This is a genomic window from Nonomuraea sp. K271 (assembly GCF_009908215.1).
Lineage (GTDB): Bacteria > Actinomycetota > Actinomycetes > Streptosporangiales > Streptosporangiaceae > Nonomuraea > Nonomuraea longispora.
This window is the reverse complement of the sequence record NZ_JAAAHR010000208.1, coordinates 1-15,900: the sequence shown is the minus strand read 5'-3', so window position 1 is coordinate 15,900 and position 15,900 is coordinate 1. Positions and strand designations below refer to the sequence as shown.

16 protein-coding genes are annotated in these 15,900 nt (G+C 72.3%); 7 read left to right on the top strand and 9 right to left on the bottom strand.

Annotated elements, in window-relative coordinates:
• The 4 genes from GUY59_RS41795 to GUY59_RS41780 all read left to right on the top strand — a co-directional run.
• Window positions 1-255, top strand: a 255-nt coding sequence (locus tag GUY59_RS41795; RefSeq protein WP_161714986.1) for an acyl carrier protein, incomplete at its 5' end; no start/stop codon positions are given.
• On the top strand, window positions 252-563 hold the full coding sequence (locus GUY59_RS49530; RefSeq protein WP_138200937.1) for a phosphopantetheine-binding protein: 312 nt from the start codon (window positions 252-254) through the stop codon (window positions 561-563). The genes GUY59_RS41795 and GUY59_RS49530, both read left to right, overlap by 4 nt.
• A gap of 129 nt (window positions 564-692) precedes the next feature.
• Window positions 693-1,436 (top strand): SDR family NAD(P)-dependent oxidoreductase, encoded by a 744-nt coding sequence (locus GUY59_RS41785; RefSeq protein ID WP_138200938.1) that lies wholly within the window; start codon window positions 693-695, stop codon window positions 1,434-1,436.
• Between the two features lie 90 nt (window positions 1,437-1,526).
• On the top strand, window positions 1,527-2,399 hold the full coding sequence (locus GUY59_RS41780) for a hypothetical protein (protein ID WP_132338765.1): 873 nt from the start codon (window positions 1,527-1,529) through the stop codon (window positions 2,397-2,399).
• Window positions 2,400-2,433: 34 nt separating this feature from the next.
• Here GUY59_RS41780 and GUY59_RS41775 read toward each other — a convergent pair whose 3' ends face one another.
• From GUY59_RS41775 to GUY59_RS41765, 3 genes are read right to left on the bottom strand one after another with little or no spacing between them, the layout of a single operon-like run.
• A complete protein-coding gene (locus tag GUY59_RS41775) occupies window positions 2,434-5,652 on the bottom strand; it encodes an ATP-binding protein (RefSeq protein WP_138200939.1) in 3,219 nt (1,072 codons plus the stop codon).
• Window positions 5,649-6,950 (bottom strand): oxygenase MpaB family protein, encoded by a 1,302-nt coding sequence (locus tag GUY59_RS41770; RefSeq protein WP_161714985.1) that lies wholly within the window; start codon window positions 6,948-6,950, stop codon window positions 5,649-5,651. The genes GUY59_RS41775 and GUY59_RS41770 overlap by 4 nt, the downstream gene beginning before the upstream one ends.
• 22 nt (window positions 6,951-6,972) lie before the next feature.
• The gene (locus tag GUY59_RS41765) at window positions 6,973-7,677 is read right to left on the bottom strand and encodes a Crp/Fnr family transcriptional regulator (protein ID WP_138200941.1); all 705 of its coding nucleotides are present in this window, start codon (window positions 7,675-7,677) and stop codon (window positions 6,973-6,975) included.
• 182 nt (window positions 7,678-7,859) lie between these two features.
• Here GUY59_RS41765 and GUY59_RS41760 point away from each other — a divergent pair, with 182 nt between their 5' ends.
• On the top strand, window positions 7,860-8,432 hold the full coding sequence (locus tag GUY59_RS41760; RefSeq protein WP_132338757.1) for an RNA polymerase sigma factor: 573 nt from the start codon (window positions 7,860-7,862) through the stop codon (window positions 8,430-8,432).
• A 1-nt stretch (window position 8,433) separates the two neighbouring features.
• On the opposite strand, the gene GUY59_RS41755 is transcribed toward GUY59_RS41760, so the two are convergent.
• The 3 genes from GUY59_RS41755 to GUY59_RS41745 all read right to left on the bottom strand — a co-directional run bounded on the left by GUY59_RS41755 (window position 8,434) and on the right by GUY59_RS41745 (window position 11,652).
• Window positions 8,434-9,699 (bottom strand): hypothetical protein, encoded by a 1,266-nt coding sequence (locus GUY59_RS41755; protein ID WP_138200942.1) that lies wholly within the window; start codon window positions 9,697-9,699, stop codon window positions 8,434-8,436.
• Between the two features lie 181 nt (window positions 9,700-9,880).
• Window positions 9,881-10,300, bottom strand: a complete 420-nt coding sequence (locus tag GUY59_RS41750; protein WP_138200943.1) for a hypothetical protein — start codon at window positions 10,298-10,300, stop codon at window positions 9,881-9,883.
• Window positions 10,301-10,410: 110 nt separating this feature from the next.
• The gene (locus GUY59_RS41745; RefSeq protein ID WP_252374934.1) at window positions 10,411-11,652 is read right to left on the bottom strand and encodes an alpha-hydroxy acid oxidase; all 1,242 of its coding nucleotides are present in this window, start codon (window positions 11,650-11,652) and stop codon (window positions 10,411-10,413) included.
• Window positions 11,653-11,680: 28 nt separating this feature from the next.
• Here GUY59_RS41745 and GUY59_RS41740 point away from each other — a divergent pair, with 28 nt between their 5' ends.
• Entirely contained in the window at window positions 11,681-12,325 is a 645-nt protein-coding gene (locus tag GUY59_RS41740; protein WP_138200944.1) for an HD domain-containing protein, read from the top strand.
• On the opposite strand, the gene GUY59_RS41735 is transcribed toward GUY59_RS41740, so the two are convergent.
• The 3 genes from GUY59_RS41735 to GUY59_RS41725 all read right to left on the bottom strand — a co-directional run bounded on the left by GUY59_RS41735 (window position 12,266) and on the right by GUY59_RS41725 (window position 14,644).
• Window positions 12,266-12,529, bottom strand: a complete 264-nt coding sequence (locus GUY59_RS41735; protein ID WP_132341970.1) for a DUF4031 domain-containing protein — start codon at window positions 12,527-12,529, stop codon at window positions 12,266-12,268. The genes GUY59_RS41740 and GUY59_RS41735 overlap by 60 nt on opposite strands.
• Window positions 12,530-12,676: 147 nt before the next feature.
• Window positions 12,677-13,447 (bottom strand): HAD family hydrolase, encoded by a 771-nt coding sequence (locus tag GUY59_RS41730; protein ID WP_138200945.1) that lies wholly within the window; start codon window positions 13,445-13,447, stop codon window positions 12,677-12,679.
• Window positions 13,448-13,465: 18 nt separating this feature from the next.
• Window positions 13,466-14,644 (bottom strand): cytochrome P450, encoded by a 1,179-nt coding sequence (locus GUY59_RS41725; protein WP_171055387.1) that lies wholly within the window; start codon window positions 14,642-14,644, stop codon window positions 13,466-13,468.
• 420 nt (window positions 14,645-15,064) lie between these two features.
• Between GUY59_RS41725 and GUY59_RS41720 the strand changes: the two genes are divergently transcribed.
• Window positions 15,065-15,900: hypothetical protein (locus GUY59_RS41720; protein WP_161714984.1), on the top strand; the 836-nt coding region annotated here is incomplete at its 3' end.

Here is a 15,900-nt window from a genome sequence, read left to right as displayed (position 1 = left end):
TTCTTCGACATCGGAGGCACGTCCTTCGCTCTCGCCGCCGTACACACCCTGATCGGTGCTCGCACCGGAACGGAGACGTCGCTGGTGTCGCTGCTGGAGTTCCCGACGATCGCCGCGCTCGCGCGGCACCTGGCCGGCGACCCCGGGACGGGACTTGCGGGAGCCGAACCGCCCGACCGGGCGCGTGCGGCGCGGCTGCGCGACCGCCGCAACCGGCTGCAACACCTACGGTCCGGGGGGAGGACCGGCGAGTGAGCGAGTACTCCGAGCGGGCCGAGAACTCCACCGCCGCGGACGAGTCCGACGGCGCCCGAACCGGAACCGCCGGCGTCGTCGCCGCAGTCTGGTGTGAGCTCTTCGAGGTGCCGCGGATCGACCCCCACGACGACTTCTTCGCCCTGGGCGGGCATTCGATGCTCGCGGTCCGGATGGCGTCCCGGTTGCGGACAGAGCTGGGGTTACGCGTACCGGTGCGCACGATTCTGGAGAACCCGACGGTGGACGGCCTCTCCCGGCTGCTGGCCGAGGCCGCCGAGTCCGCCACCGATTCGGCCGGCGACTGAACTCGCATCCTCCTTCTTCCGAATGTCCCGCCAGCCCGCGACCCCCGCCGACAGGGCTGACAGTCCGGTACAGGGGCTCCAGGGGAACCGGCCGGGGCGCCCGCGGGGCGTGCTGCTAGGGTGCGGCGGATGAGCGGACGTGGAGTTCTTGTCACCGGCGCGTCGCGAGGCATCGGACGCGCGATCGCGGCGGCCTTCGCCGCCCGGGGAGATCGGGTCGCGATCCACCACCGCGACTCCGCGAAGGAGGCCCAGAGCCTGGTCGAGGAGCTGCCGGGCGAGGGGCACACGATCGTCCAGGCCGACCTGGCCGACCCCGGCGGCGTGCGGCGCATGGCCGACGAGGCGGCGCGGGTGCTCGGCGGCATCGACATCCTGGTCAACAACGCGGGGCTCTTCCTCCACCACCCCATCACCGAGATGTCCTACGAGCAGTGGCAGGACGCCTGGCGGCGCACGCTCGACGTCAACCTGACGGGCGCGGCCAACGCCACCTGGTGCGCGGTCCGGCACATGCCCTCGGGCGGCAGGATCGTCAACGTCTCCTCGCGCGGCGCCTTCCGCGGCGAGCCCGACAGCCCGGCCTACGGCGCGAGCAAGGCGGGGCTGAACGCTCTCGGCCAGTCCCTGGCCGTCGCGCTCGCCTCGCGCGGCATCGCGGTGGCCACGGTGGCGCCCGGGTTCGTGGAGACCGACATGACGAACGAGCACCTCAAGGCGCCGCGCGGCGACGCGATCAGATCGCAGAGCCCGTTCGGGCGGGTGGCGCGGCCGGAGGAGATCGCGGCGGCCGTGGTGTATCTCGCCTCGCCGTCCGCCGAGTGGGCCAGCGGCGCGGTGCTCGACCTCAACGGCGCCTCATACCTCCGCTGACGAGCCACCCCAAATCTCATGATCTCCGTCGATCGGGCGGTTATTGTGAGTTTCTCAGGACACTTCGGAACTCGCTGCTAGGGAGACGGTGTGGCCAAGGGGTCCTTGTACGCGCTGGCATCCGCCGGATGCGCGACGCTCGCAGTGGTCGGCTTCGTTCTCTACGTCAACCTCGGATCAGGTGTCCTGCTCCTCGCCCTGCTGATGGCCCCCATCGTCCTGTGCGGACTGGTCGTCGCGCACGACGTCATGACCCATCGGGCCGCCAACGCCGGCGAGCGGCTGCGGCTGGCGCGTGAGCGTGACCGCGTCCGGCGTACCGTCGACCTCGTCACCGACCCCGCACTCACCGACGTCGAGCGCCTGGCGGTGATCGACTGCTTCATCCCCAGGCTGGGACGGAAACCGGCGCGCTCGCCGTACCGTGACCGGTTCGTCGTGGTGGACGAGCTGTCGCCGCCGTCACGCGCCCTCCTGGAACGGGCCAGAGCGGCCGTCATGTCCGTCTACACCTCCCAGGTCATGCGGCGGCGGCTGCTGGACGACCTGGCCAACGAGAGCCTGCTACCACGGCAGCTCTGGGAGATCGCCATGCTCCTGCGGGTGCAGACGCACCTGCAGGCGGAGCAGGACCAGGCCCGCGAGGGGCGCCTCACCCCCGAGCTCCTGGCCGTGCTCGAACCCCAGCAGGAGGCCCTGCGCCGCTCCGTCGCGTCGGTGACGGCCAGGGTGGAGTCACTGGAGCGGTACGCCGGGCGCGTCCAGGAGGCCGACGCCGCCCTGCGGGCCATGGACGCGCTGGGCAACAACCACAAGTACCAGGCGCTGCTGGCCCACACCGACGACGCGGAAGGGCTGCGCGAGCTGGAGAACCAGGGCGACACGCTGCAGGAGACCCTGGCCCGGAGCGTCCGCGACGCCATCGAAGCGGGCCACACGCTCCAGCCAGGACCGCCCGCCTGACCCCGGCGTCACACGACCGCCCGGCCGGTCGCGGTCAGGCGAGCCGGCGTTCCAGCAAGAGCGCTCCCCGACCCGCCAGCAGCGAGCCGCACCACTCGCGCAGATCCGCCGGCTTCGGCCCGCGTACCTCCCCTATGGCCTCGCTCTCGTCCAGCAGGTCGGCCCAGTCGAGCAGGGACTCGGCGAGCATGAGCGGCACCCCGCACCGCTCGTGCACCTCGGCCGCCGCCTCGAAATGCTCGGCGGCCCGCCGCGGATCGCCCATGGCGACGCGCAGGTGCGCCAGGTAGTGGTGGCCGCAGTGGTGCGCCACCGTGCCGTGCCCGAACGTCTCCCCGTCGGCGGCCAGCGCGTCGTACAGCTGCCCGGCCAGCTCGGCCCGCCCCAGCCGGGACGCGGCCACGGCCAGGTTGTCGAGTGCGGGCCGGTAGGCCATGTTGCGCGGCGGCTCGGCGCCCTGGTCGGCCAGGATGCGGTCGAGCAGCGGAGCGGCTCCCTCGTCGTCCAGCTCGCACAGGAACCGCAGCACCGCGTGCACCGGGTCGACGCGCGGCGCCTGCGCGGCCCGCCGCAGCCGCTCGCCCAGCTCCCACAGCCGCCCCTGCAGCCGCCGGATCTCGCCGATCTGCTCGGCGTAGATGGCCACGGCCTCCAGACGGCGGCCGATCTCAGAACCGAGCCGCATGGCGGACTCCGCCTCGGCCTCGGCCTGCGCCAGGTCGCCCTGCATGAGGGTCAGCCCGGCCCTGGAGTAGCCGATGATCCAGTTGAGCTGCGGTTGCGCCAGCCGCCGCGCCAGCTCGTCGGCCTGGTCGAGCAGGTCGGCCGCCCTGACCGCGTCGCCGCTGTCGAGCACGGGGGGCGTGCGCTGCACGTACGCGTGGAACAGCGCGAGGTCGTCGCCCGTCCTGCGGGCCGCCTCCAGCATCTCGTCGCCGTCGCGGTGGCGCTGGTGCAACGGGTCGGCGGGGATGATGGTCAGGCTGCGCAGCCCCAGCACGCCGGCGAGCGTACGCGGGTCACCGGACTTGCGGGCCAGCGCCACCGCCTCGTCGCTCAGCGCGAAGCGCCGCTCGCCGTCGGGCGCCCAGATCAGCTCCGAGGCGAGCTGGGCGGCCAGCAGCGCCCTGGTGCTGATGTCGGTGGAGTCGACCAGCCGGCGTGCCTCGGTCAGCAGGGCGATGCGCTGGGTGTCGGGCGCCGCCGAGATGGTGGAGAAGCCGCGGTCGCCGCCGAGCGCCGCCATGACGATCAGGTCGTCGCGGCCGCACTCCCTGGCCAGGTCGGCCGCGCGTACGAGGGTCTGCCTGGCGTCCGGGTCGCCCGCCAGCCACATCGCCCTGCCGCACTCCATGAGCAGCTCCGCGCGCCGCTCCCGCGTGGTGCCGGGGAAGTCGCCGAGCAGGTCGAGCACCCGCTGGTACCAGGTGACGGCCTCGCGGTGGGCCAGCCCGGCCAGCGCGTGCTGCGCCGCGCGCACCGCGGCCTCGGCCGCCGCGCTCACCCGGGCGGGGTCGCGGCCGTGCTCGGCGGCGGCCAGCAGGTGGGCGGCCACGACGTACGGCCGGGACTCCATGGTGTCCGGGTCCGTACGTGACAGCGCGTCGGCCACCCGGCCGTGCAGCAGCCCGGCGCGCGGCGCCGACAGGTTGCCGTAGAGGGCGTTCCTCGTCAGCTCGTGCGAGAAGTGGCAGGAGCCGTCGTCGGACACGCTGACCAGGCCCGCGCCCATCGCCTCCTCGACGGCGGCCACGAACCGCGCCTCGTCGAGGCCGAGCCCGGTCCGCAGCTCGGCCGGCTCCATGCGTTCGCCGACGGCCAGCAGGTTGACCAGGTCACGCGCGTTGGGAGGGAGCTGCGCCAGGCGTGCCACGACCATCCTGGAGACCGAGTCGGGCACGGCCAGCGCGTCGAGGTCCTTGCCCGCGGCCAGCTCCCGCACCACCTCGCTGACGAGGAACGCGTTGCCGCCCGTGATCCGGTGCAGCTGCTCGGCGTCGCCGCGCGTGCGCAGCTGGGTCAGCGCGTGGCCGACCTCGTCGAGGCCGAAGGCTGGGACCGGGATGACCCGGCTCTCCGCCGTCACCCTGTGCAGCTCCGGCATGGCCGACTCGACCGGCAACGGCCGCGACATGGCCAGCACGAGCAGGGGCAGCGCGTCGGCGTCCCACATGAGGGCGTTGAGCATCTGCAGCGACTCCAGCGTCGCCCACTGCAGGTCGTCGATCACCAGCAGCACCGGCCGCACGGCGGCCAGGCGCTCGATCAGCGTACGGGCCGCGGCCATCAGGTGGTAGCGCTCGGAGACGGGCTCGGTGGCGGGCGGCACCCCCAGCGACAACGGCGGCGCGGCCAGCGACGGCGCGAGCCGGACGAGCTGGCCGCACTGCTGGTCCACCCCGGCCCGCAGCAGCAGCGCGGGTGAGGTGCGGGCCAGCCGCTCGACCGCGCCGGCGATCGGTTCGTACGCCTGCCGCGCCGGATCCGTGCACCGCCCCGCGAGCACGGTGAACTGCCGCTTGAGCGCCCGCCTGGCGACCTCGGAGGCCAGCCGCGTCTTGCCGACCCCCGGCTCGCCCTGCAGGATCACCAGCGAGCTGCCGAACTCGGCCGCCGCCAGCTCGCTCTCCAGCGCCCGCAGCTCCTCGTCCCTGCCGACGAACGGTAGCACGTGGCCCTCGTCCAGCCACGGCGCCAGCCCGCCGCCCTGGTGGTGCTCGGCGCTCTGCCAGTGCAGCTCGTAGGTGTGCAGCGGCTCCCGCAGCCCCTTGCCGGGCAGCCGGCCGAGGTCCTTGAACTCGTGCCGGCCCCGTCCCTGCGCCAGCCGGCGCACCAGGTCGGTGCAGAGCACCTGACCGCCCTCGGCCACCGCGACCAGGCGGGCCGCCTCCACCGTGGGCAGACCGCTGACGTCGTCGCGCCCCCAGCACACGTCGCCGGCGGCGAGCGCGGCCCGGATGGAGATCGTGTCGGGGGCACGCTCGTTCTCGTCGGCGACCGCCTGCTCCACCGCGATGATCGCGTCGAGCCCGGCCGTGGCCGAGTCGAACACCGCCATCAGCCCGTCGCCCAGGCTCTTGGTGAACGTCGCGCCGCCCGCGGTCACGACGGACTGCAACAGCTGGTAGAGCCGGCGGAAGACGGTGTTGGCCCGCTCCTCGCCCAGCCTGACGCGCAGGGCGGTGGAGCTCACCACGTCGGTGAACAGGATGGTCGCGGTGGTGAGCGCGCCGGGCGCGTGCGGGAGAGTCACGCGCCCGGCCCTGCCGGCGTGCGCTTCCTGAGGGTTCGCGCGGGCGCGCGCAGCCTGCCGCGTACGTCACGGCGGAGCGCGCGGGTCGCCACCGCGGGGCGTGACTGCCTGATCCGCCAGGCGCGGGCCAGCTCCGCGGGGATCTGGAACGCCGCCGGCCCGCCGGAGTGACGGTCGATCAGGGCGATGACGATGTGGCGCCCGGCCTTACGCGTCAGCCAGCGGGCCACGCCGTCGACCGGCCCGGCCATCCAGGAGTGGCGGTGCGCCGAACGCGCCGCAGCGAACAGGGCGGTGAACCACCATGCGGGCTTCGGCACCTGGAGCAGCTCGGGCACCTGGTCGGCGCGGTGGGCGGCGTCGCGGAAGACCCAGTGCACCAGGCTGCGCGGCAGCTTGCGCCACCCCAGGGGCATGAACTCCTCCATCTCCGCCAGCAGCGTGGCCATCAGCCGGATGCCCTCGTCGCTGGACTCGAAGAGGCGGCCGAGCCGCTCGCTGACCGGCTCGACGTCGGCGAGGGTGAGCGGCGCGTCACGGCAGGCCTCGACGCCCATGAGGTGGCCGACGACGCTCCACGTGTACAGGTGGGAGGCGCGTTCCTCCTCGGTCAGTACGACGCCCATGCGCTCCAGCGCCTCCCACGTGACCACGGAGAAGTCGAAGATGGTGGCCAGCAGCAGCTCCTGGTTGACCGGGGGCCCGTAGCGCGTGGTGTCCCAGCGATCGGCGTAGCGCTCGTTGACCACGGCGCGCACGAACGAGTGCAGGATGCGCAGCCCGATCGCCGTGGTGTGCCCGGGGCCGCCCGGCCGCAGGCTGGCGGTGGCCCGCAGCCCCATCACGTCGATCAGCATCTGCCCGGTCTCCGCCACCCGCCGGGTGAGGCCGTGCGTGGCCAGCCTGGAGACGCCGGCCAGCACCTTGGCGCTGGACACCTCGACGTACGCCATCGGCAGGCACTTGCAGAACAGCGCGGCCGACTGGTAGAGCCCGTAGTCGGCGAACACGGCCTGCCCCCTGGCCAGCAACTCGGCGTCGTCGCCCCAGTCGGGCAGCTCCATGGCGAAGTCGATGGCGTCGAAGATGTCGGATGCGGGCGGCTCGCCCGAGGGCGCCCTCGCCGCGCGCTTGGCCTCCCCCAGTTCGGCGACCACGGCCTTGAGCTGTTCCAGCGGGCCGCCCAGTTCCGGCCGGGCCGCGAGATAGTCGGCGACGACCTTGTCGATGTCGGGGTCCGCCTGCTGCCTCAGCTGCCGGAACCGCTCCTCCGGCCAGCGCTCGTCCTGTTCGGTCATGTGCCGCGTACTCCAGATTCGGTCAAAGGCCGCCCCGTTTGCGCAGAGCGGCGACATCCAGCAGCGTGATGGTCCGGCCTTGGACGGCGATGAGGTTGCGCGACACGAGCGACTGCAGCGCCCGGTTGACCGCCGGTCGCGACGCGCCGATCAGCGCGGCCAGGTCGGACTGGGTCAGGCCGGGCAACTCCACGACGCCGTCGGCCTGTCCGTGTTTGTCGGCCAGTTGCAGCAGCAGTTTCGCCAGCCGCCCGCCGAGATCGAGGAAGGCCAGGTCGGCCGCCTGGTCGGTGAGCCTGCGCACCATGTGGCCGAGCATGCGCAGGAACTCGTCGGCCAGCCCCGGATGTTCCCGCATCAGCTCCAGCAGCCGCGCCCTGGGCAGCGCGAACACCCACGCCGCCCGCGCGGTCACGATCGACGCCGAGCGCGGGGAGCCGTCCAGCAGCGCCATCTCCCCGAAGGTCTCGCCTCTGCCCAGCATGTTGAGCACGATCTCGTCGCCGTGCTCGGTTGTGAACACCACCTTCACCAGGCCGTCCAGCAGGACGTACAGGGACTCTCCCGGATCCCCCTGGTGGAAGATGATCTGCCCTGAGCGGTATCTCCGCGCCAGCCCGGCCCCCGCCGTGCTCCGGATGCCGCTCTCCCCGAGCACGCGGAACAAGGGGATCCCCGCCAGCACGGCGGCGATCGCCTCGACGTCGTGAGGGAGCCGCCCTTTCATGCAAGAACTTTAGGCCGCATTCCGCGCCTGGACAGGGAGCCGCCGCTGTTCCCTGGAATGTGACGAGGAACACAGTCGTACTGTGCCGTCCGGAACAGACCGGACAGATCGCTCGGCGCACCGTGGACCTGCCGGACGGGAGTGGCCCCCCGAGTACCCGGGCCGGCAGGGAGACGACGAACATGCACGTGGAGACCATCGAGCGTCCCTGTACGGCGGCGCTGGTGTCGGCCGCGCGGGAAGGCGACGCGGCGGCGTGGGAACAGCTGATGGAGGAGTTCAGCCCCATGCTGAAAGCCCGCATCCGCAGGTTCAGGCTGAGCCACGAGGACGCCCAGGACGTGCTCCAGACCACCTGGCTGCTGGCCTGGCAGAACCTGAAGAGCGTGACCGACGGCCAGCGGATGGCCGGCTGGCTGGCCACCATCGCCTTCCGCGAGTGTCTCAAGCTCACCAGGCGGACGAAGGAGATCTGCACGCCCGACCTCGACTCGCTCGGCAGCACGGACGACGTCGACAGGGAACTGGCCAGGATCTGGCTGGCGGGCACGCTGGCCGAGCTGGTCGAGGAGCTGCCGGCGTCGCAGCGGGTCCTGTTCAGGGCGCTCACGGAAACCTCCGAGCCGCACTACGTGGACGTGGCACGCAGGCTGGGCAGGCCGGTCGGGAGCATCGGGCCCACCCGAGCCCGCTGTTTCGCGAAGTTGCGCGGGCTGCTCCAGGCCAGGGAGATCACCCGCGACTTCCTTGACTGACTCACTTCGTGTCCGGGCCGAGCGGGATCGCCTCCAGGAACGGCTCGAAGTCGAAGTGCTGCATCTCGTACGCGTCGGGATCGGTCTCCGACGGGTAGCGGTAGACCTTGCGCGGCCGGCCGAGCCCCGGGTTGCCGGCGAACATGCCGCTGACCGCCTGGGGGACCAGCCCGCGCTTCATCTCCTCCGCCAGCCCCTCGGCGATCTCCTTGGCGAACGGGGCGTCGTAGAGCGCTGAGACGTTCTGGTACACGCGGAAATAGCTGACGATGAAGCGCATGCGGTCGCGGTAGGACACCCAGTCGGTGACGCCCGCCATGGACGCCTGCTGGTCCTCGGTGATGAACTCCTCGGCCAGCTTGCGCACCTTCTCGTTCTGGATCGGCGCCCACACCTCGGCCAGGTCGACGCCGGCGGGCGCGGTGAGCGGCCGGCCGACCCTGACGTCGCTGAGAGGCGTGCGCACCGCGAACACGTGGCGGGTGTAGAGGGACGACCACGCCGACTCCAGCAGGCGCGTCAGCCACGGCTGGTCCTCGTGCCGCGCGCTGTAGAGCGGGATTCTGGGGAAGGGCCGCCGGGTCACCAGCGAGCGCAGCGAGCGCCACGACACCCGCGTCAGCCACCTGACCGGCCGGTAGAGCACGAGCTCCAGAGCCTTCTGCGCGCGGGCCTGCTCGTAGGCGGACAGCGCGATGTTGGCGCCCAGCATCAGCTCGGCCCTGGCCGCCGGGTCGCCCGCCTGGCGGGCCTCGGCGAGCAGCTGCGCGGCGTCCTTCAGGTAACGTTCGTCGGCGTCGGCGAGCAGGTCGGTCAGGAACCGCGGCGGCGTCGGCGTCAGGTCGGATCCGGGGCTCACTCTGAGGTAGCGGTCGGGCGTGTCGTTCCACAGGTTGACCGCGAGGCTGGCCGTCTCCAGGAAGATGGCCCGGTTGGCCAGCGCCAGCCCGAGCTGGTAGCTGGGGCCGAGCAGGGTGAGCAGCGCCGCCCTGAACAGCCGCTTGAACCGCTGCGGCACGCCCAGCTTGCGGCCCACGTCCGCGATGAAGGGGGAGTCCGGGCCGAGGTCGAGGCTCTCCCCGACCGCCTTGGACGTCCAGGTGGCGTAGCAGTACCAGTTGGTGGCGTCCTTGCCGAGGTGCGCGGCCAGGTCGCCGGCGACCCGGTGGTAGCTGTAGGCGATCACCATCGCTTCGAGCGCCGGGCTCCGGTCCTTGTAGGCCGCGATGCGCAGCACGTCGTCCGCGGTCATCGGAGTGTCGGACATGGGGTCTCCCGTGTTGCTGGTCCCCTCGCCTCTAGGAGCGTGCTCCAGCGGCGTCGGATACGGTCGGCGGCCGGCTCTGCCCCGTGGCCGCCAGGCAGGAGCGTAGGAGCCGCCGCTTGCGACGGGCTTGCAGACGAATCGTCGATCCGCCGCCCCGGGGGCACTTCCGGGACGGCGTACTCTAGTCCAGCACGACGATCTTGCTGAGGACGACGAATCCGCCGAGCGCCCCCGCGGTGCCGGCGGCGGTCGCCGTGGTGAGGTTGACCACGAGGTCATAGGTGCCGGGGCTCAGCCGGCCGCGCATCGGGACGGAGGCGGTGTACCGGCCCGATCCAGGGGTGAAGGTCAGCTCCATGGGAGGGGAGGGATGCCGTGACCCGCCGTCTCCCGCCCCGTCGGCGATGATCTCCAGCTTCCAGCATCCCGTCAGCCAGTCGACCAGCTCACCGGTGACCTCCCAGCTCACGTCCACGGTCCAGCCCTCGCTGCGCCGCACGACCTTCGTCGGTTGCGCACCCGGGTCGACAACCTGACCGTGCAGAGCGCCGGTCAGCTGCTCGGCCGGCACTTTCATCACGTGGAATTCCCCGGTCGCCATGTCGCTCTCCTCTCCGCGGGGCGGTGCCCCGTGCGAAGGTGCAGAGCGATGGCAGTGGTGGGGAAATACGCACCCTTCTGGTGATGAATGACGGACTTTCGTCCGTCCGCTCAGCGCAGGCGGACCGCGTCGGGGCCCAGCTCGGTGACGTCGCCGACGCCCAGCAGCTGCAGAGTGCGTACGAGCTCGGCTCGCAGCAGGTCGAGCACCCTGCGCACGCCCGGTTCGCCGCCCGCCATCAGACCGTAGAGGTAGGCGCGGCCGATGAAGCACGCCTTCGCGCCCAGCCCCACCGCGGCGGCCACGTCCGCGCCCGTGCGCACGCCCCCGTCGAGGAAGACCTCGGTGCGGTCGCCGACGGCGGCCACCACCTCGGGCAGCAGCTCCAGCGGCGTGGGGGCGCGGTCGAGCTGGCGCCCGCCGTGGTTGGACACGACGAGCCCGTCCACCCCCACCGCGGCCAACTCCTTGGCGTCGTCGACCCGCTGCACCCCCTTGACCAGCAGCTTTCCCTGCCACGCCGATCGGATCCAGCCGAGGTCGTCGACCGTCACCGAGGGGTCGAACATCAGGTTCGTGATGCCGGCCAGGTCGTCGGGAGCGCCGTCCACGGTGGCGAACCTGAGCGGCTCGCTGGTGAGGAAGTCGAACCACCACGCCGGGTGGCGTACCGCCTGCAGCACGCTGCGCCAGCGCAGGGACGGCGGTACGGTCAGGCCGTGGCGCACGTCGCGCAGCCGCGCCCCCGCCACGGGCACGTCCACGGTCACCACGAGCACGTCCATGCCGGCCTCACGCGCCAGGGACAGGACGTCCAGGTTGCGGGCCCGGTCGCGGACGACGTACAGCTGGAACCAGTTCCACCCGCCGGGGGCGGTGGTGGCCACGTCGCCGGCGGTCGTGGTGCCCATGGTGGACAGGGTGTAGGGGACGCCCGCGTGTTCGGCGGCCCGCGCCACCGCCGGCTCGCCCTCGCGGTGCATCATGCGGGTGAAGCCGGTGGGGCCGAGCACGACCGGCATCGCGATCCGCCGCCCCAGGATCTCGACCGCGGTCGGGGCCTCGGCGACGTCGCGCAGCACGCGGGGACTGAACTCCACCCGCTCGAACGCCTCCACGGCCCTGGCCATCGACCGCTCGCCCTCGGCCGCGCCGTCGACGTAGTCGAACACCATCCGCGGAGCCCGCCGCCTGGCCATCAGCCGCAGGTCGGCGACGTCGGCGGCGCCCGCGACGCGCTGGGACGGGGACCAGCGGGGCCGCGCGGGCATGACGGCGCGCAGCTCCCGCCAGCGGGGCAGGCGCCGAGGTTGCTTCGGCGTGGCGTCGATGAGCAGGACGTTACCAAACACATGGGGACGATCCGCGTACGGTGGGACGGTGATCGACGACTGGACAGCGCTCGCGGGCCGCTCGGCCGCGAGCCTCGCCACCGGAGCGGAGCTGGTCGCCCGCTGGTCGGAGCCGCACCGCCGCTACCACACCCTCGGCCACCTGGCCGCCGTGCTCGCCGCCGCCGGACGGCTGGCCGGCGAGGCGGACGACCCCGATGCGGTGCTGTTGGCCGCCTGGTTCCACGACGCCGTCTACGACGGCAGGCCGGGCTGGGACGAGGAGCGCAGCGCCTGGCTCGCGCAGTCGAGGCTGCCCAGGTGCGGCGTGCCCGCCGTCCGGGTCGCCGAGGTGGCCAGGCTGGTGCGCCTGACGGCCGCCCACGACACGCTCGCCGCCGGCGACCGCGACGGCGCCGTCCTGTGCGACGCCGACCTCGCCGTGCTCGGCGGCCCCGACTACGCCGGCTACGCCGCGGCCGTGCGCGAGGAGTACGCCCACGTGCCCGGCGACCTGTTCGCCGAGGGGCGCTCAGAGGTGCTGCGCCGGCTGCTGGCCGGGCCGTCCCTCTACCGGACGGCGAGGGCGCGCGCATGGTGGGAGGAGGCCGCCCGCGCCAACCTGGCCGCCGAGCTAGCGGCGCTTGCGTCGGCGCAGACCCGCGGCGACGAGCCGCTGGAGCAGCTCTCGTGAGCCGACCGCCTGCGCGCCCAGCGACACCGCGCGGGCGTGCACGGTCTCCGGCACGTCGTAGTGATCACGGTCGAACGCCCGCTCCGGCACCCCGAGCCGCAGCGCGAAGTCGTGCAGCTCGCTCAGGGAGCTGTCGCTGACCAGGTGCGACCACATGAGGCCGCGGGGTCCCGGCCAGTTGGGCGGGTCGATGAGGACGGTCACGAGCCTCAAGGATAGGAGCGCGACCCGGCCGGGCCGCCACCAGGCCCCGCCACCACGGCGTACGGAGGTCACGTACGGAGGTCACGTACGGAGGTCACGTACGGAGGTCACGTACGGAGGTCACGTACGGAGGTCACATACTGGAGGTCAGCTCCGGACCGGCAGCACCCGGCCGCGCACGGCCAGCTCGCCCAGGTCGGCCAGCACGATCTCGGCGCCGTGCACGTGCAGTTCGGCCGCGCCGCCGCCGTCCCCGGCGACGGCGATCACCAGCCCGAACCCGCCCTTCCTGCCCGCCTCGATGCCGGGCAGCGCGGACTCGGCCACCGCGGCCTTGGCGGCGGGCAGGTCGAGGCGGCGCACGGCCTCCAGGAACAGGGCGGGATCGGGTTTGCCCGGCAGGTTCATCAGGGCCGCGTCGTTGCCGTCCACCAGCAGGTCGAACAGGTGCGCGACGCCCGCGGCGGTCACCAGCCTGCGGCCGTGCAGGCTGGCCGACACGGCCGCCGTACGCGCTCCCCGCCGGCGCAGCTCGTGCAGCAGCGCGACCGTGGAGGGGAAGGCGGCCACGCCGTACTTGTCCACCTGGGCCATGAAGACCCGGTCCTTGGCCAGGCCGAGCCCGTGCACGGTCGGGGCGCCGGGCTCGTCGTCCGGCGCGCCCTCGGGCACCGTGATGCCGCGCGCGGCCAGGAAGGTGCGGATGCCGTCGAGCCGCGGCCGCCCGTCGACGTGGCGGAGGTAGTCGCCGCGGATGTCGAACGGCGCTGAGCGGCCACGCAGGAAGGCGTCGAAGACGTGCTTCCAGGCGGCCGCGTGCCCCCTGGCGGTGTCGGTCACCACGCCGTCGGTGTCGAACACGACGGCGCTGATCACCGCCAGGTCGAGGACGGGCTCGTACGCGCTGCGCTCGTTCACAGTGCGAACGTAACCGCTCTACCAGGCGACGGGTAGCTCTTTCACGCCGTAGACGATGGCGAGTTCCCTGAACGGCACCTCGCCCGCCACCCGCAGGCCGGGGAAACGGCGCAGCAGCGCGGGGAAGGCGATGCGCATCTCCATCTGGGCCAGCGGCGCGCCGATGCAGCGGTGGATGCCGTGGCCGAACGCCATGTGCGAGCCCGCGATGTCGCGGCCGGGACGGACGACGTCCATGTCGTCGCCCAGGCTGGGATCGCGGTTGGCGCCGGTGAGCGAGCAGAGGACCATCTCGCCCTTCTTGATCGGCACGCCGTGCAGTTCCATGTCGTCGCGGGCGAAGCGCGGGAAGGCGACCTGCACGACCGTCATGTAGCGCAGCAGCTCCTCGACGACGTCGTTGATGTAGCCGTCGACCTCGCGCACCTTGGCGGCCTGCTCGGGATTGCGCAGCAGCCAGAGCGTGCCGAGCGCGAGCATGCTCGTGCTGGTGTCGTGGCCACCGGTCAGCAGGCCGTCGGCCATGCTGGCGAGCGTGCGGTCGTCGAGCTCGTCGCCGTGGTCGCGCAGCAGCTGCCCGAGCAGCCCTTCGCCCGGCTCCTGCCGCTCCCTGGCCACGAGGTCCGTGAGGTACGTCATCGCGTCGTTGATCGCCTGCAGGGACGCCTCGGGGCCGGCCGTGAAGTCGAAGCGGTCCTTGCTGAGCTTGACGAAGTCGGCGCGCTCGTCGTACGGGACGCCGAGCAGCTCGCACACGACGAGGGACGGGATCGGCAGCGCGAACTCCTCGACCAGGTCGACCGGCATGCTCCCGGCGCCCTTGGCCTCGATGCGGTCGAGGGCCTCCTCGACCATGGTCCCGATCCGCGGCTCCAGCCTGCGCAGCCGCCGCACGGTGAACTCGGGCGTCAGGAACCTGCGCAGCCGGGTGTGCTCGGGCGGGTCGCGGAAGCCGAGGCCGCCCGGGTCCTCCTGGTTGGATCCGAGCCCGATCACACCGGCGAAGTCGTTGCTGAAACGTTCGTGGTCGCCGAGGACGCCGCGCACGTCCTCCCAGCGGGTGACCAGGTAGACGGTCTGGCCGCCGGGGATCTCCATCGGGAAGACGGGGTGCTCGGCGCGGATGCGGCCGAGCTCGCCCACGGGATCGAACCCGTCACGCATGAACTGGACGAGAGGGAACTCGTTGTCTGCCATCGATATCCGTCCTGCTGGGATACATCACACCATGTCGGGATAAACCCCTCCATAGATGGTCCCATCCGGAAAGGCGGCTGTTGCCCTCCGAAAGGAGGAATTTATCTCTCGGACCGGCCGAGTGCGCCCCCACCCTACGGCTCAGGCCGCGCACCGGCCCGCCGCCTCAGGCGCGCACCTTATGTGACCGCGGGGTTACGCGATCCTGGGCTGGACGGATCGTCCGTACGGCGGTGGGACAGGGCCGCCGGGGCGCTGACGGCAGTCCTCCTGCGGATTCCAGAGCCGATCAAGCCCGGGAACTGGGGTGAAACCTGGGCAAAATGGGGCGGCAGATGCCGTTTGGCGTACAAGATGGCGACATTCTGCGATGATCTCGTCGCGTAGAGCCGGAGCCAGAGCCCCCACGGATAGTGACTGATGCCGACATTCGAGGAAATAACAGCCTTCGTCACAGAGAAGCCGCTCGCCACCGCTGTCATCGCGCTGCTCGGCCTGGCCGCGCTCGCGCTGACGTTCCTGATCATCAGGGTCGTCTGGCGCGCGGTCGCCTGGTTGTTCACCCGATACGTGGCCCCGCGACCCGTCGAGGACGTGCTGACCATCGTGGCCGCGTCCATCGCCACCGGCGTGTCGGCGCAGGGCATGTGGCGCTTCTCCGGCGACGTGCTGGGGCTCGACGGGCCGCTGCGGTTGCTGCTGTTCGCGTTCATCGAGGTCGCGATCATCACCTCGGCCGTACGCGCCCGCCGCAACATGCGCGAGAACTTCAGCGCCGGCATCGACGGCATCGCCGTGTGGGCGCTGACCTGCCTGACCGCCGTCCTGTCCAGCATGGACGCGCGCAGCGTGCCCGAGGCGCTGTTCCGGCTGGCCGCCCCGCTGGTGGCCGCCTGGCTGTGGGAGCGCGGCATGGCCATCGAGCGCCACCGCATCCGCGGAACCGGCCGCATCAACTGGCGGCTGACGCCCGAGCGGCTGCTGGTCAGGATGGGCCTTGCCGAGGTCAGCGACCGTACGGCCAGCGAGGTCGACGCCCACCGCAGGCTGACCCGCGTCGCGCTGGCCGCCAAGCGGGCCAAGGCGCTGCGCGAGGGAGGCGCGTCCGAGCGGAAGGTCCGCGTCGCGCTGAGCAAGCTCGACAAGGCCATGGACCAGGCCGTCGAGCACACCGGGCTGGCCGTGGACGCGAGCCGCCAGGAGGCCCTGCTGGCCCAGATCGCCGCCCTGTACAACACCTCCGCCCTCATCGACGC

Excerpts from the sequence above, each read along its gene's own strand:
- GUY59_RS41785 (WP_138200938.1), top strand. The coding sequence starts at position 693 with ATGAGCGGACGTGGAGTTCTTGTCACCGGCGCGTCGCGAGGCATCGGA.
- GUY59_RS41770 (WP_161714985.1), bottom strand. The coding sequence starts at position 6,950 with ATGACCGAACAGGACGAGCGCTGGCCGGAGGAGCGGTTCCGGCAGCTG.
- GUY59_RS41765 (WP_138200941.1), bottom strand. The coding sequence starts at position 7,677 with ATGAAAGGGCGGCTCCCTCACGACGTCGAGGCGATCGCCGCCGTGCTG.
- GUY59_RS41760 (WP_132338757.1), top strand. The coding sequence starts at position 7,860 with ATGCACGTGGAGACCATCGAGCGTCCCTGTACGGCGGCGCTGGTGTCG.
- GUY59_RS41755 (WP_138200942.1), bottom strand. The coding sequence starts at position 9,699 with ATGTCCGACACTCCGATGACCGCGGACGACGTGCTGCGCATCGCGGCC.
- GUY59_RS41750 (WP_138200943.1), bottom strand. The coding sequence starts at position 10,300 with ATGGCGACCGGGGAATTCCACGTGATGAAAGTGCCGGCCGAGCAGCTG.
- GUY59_RS41725 (WP_171055387.1), bottom strand. The coding sequence starts at position 14,644 with ATGGCAGACAACGAGTTCCCTCTCGTCCAGTTCATGCGTGACGGGTTC.